This is a genomic window from Neisseria sp. P0021.S007 (genome assembly GCF_051956855.1).
This window is the reverse complement of record NZ_JBQCXA010000965.1, coordinates 1-557: the sequence shown is the minus strand read 5'-3', so window position 1 is coordinate 557 and position 557 is coordinate 1. Positions and strand designations below refer to the sequence as shown.

1 protein-coding gene is annotated in these 557 nt (G+C 52.4%); it reads right to left on the bottom strand.

Going from position 1 to position 557, the window contains the following annotated elements; translation table 11 throughout:
* Window positions 1-557 (bottom strand): flavodoxin-dependent (E)-4-hydroxy-3-methylbut-2-enyl-diphosphate synthase (locus tag ACTHUR_RS16980; RefSeq protein ID WP_440399868.1); only part of this gene is annotated, 557 nt, incomplete at both ends.

Genomic DNA, 557 nt, shown 5'->3' with positions numbered 1-557 from the left:
GTGTGAAGGAACGCAAGCCCATGGTTTGCAGGATTTCCTGACCGACAATGACTTCCTGAGTGCGCGAACTGCCGGGCTCGGGGGTTAGGGAGATTCGAATGGTGTCGCCGATGCCTTCTTGCAATAATACGGCCAGAGCTGCGGTGGAAGCCACAATGCCCTTGCTGCCCATGCCAGCCTCAGTCAGACCGAGATGGAGCGGGTAACGGCAACGGCTGCCTAATTCCCGGTAAACCTGAATCAAGTCTTGTACGGCGCTGACTTTGCACGACAAAATGATTTTGTCTTCAGGTAAGCCCAAAGCCACGGCTTTTTCTGCCGATTCCAGCGCCGAAACAATCAAAGCCTCTTTCATGATTTCTTCAGGCGGCTTCGGTGTAGCAGAAGCTAGGTTGGCATCCATCATGCGCTTGGCAAGGCTTTGATCAAGCGAACCCCAGTTCACTCCGATGCGTACGGCTTTATTGTTTTTTGCCGCTGTACGAATCATAAAGGCAAATTTCTCATCGCCTTTTGCGCCTTTGCCGACATTGCCTGGGTTGATGCGGTATTTAGAC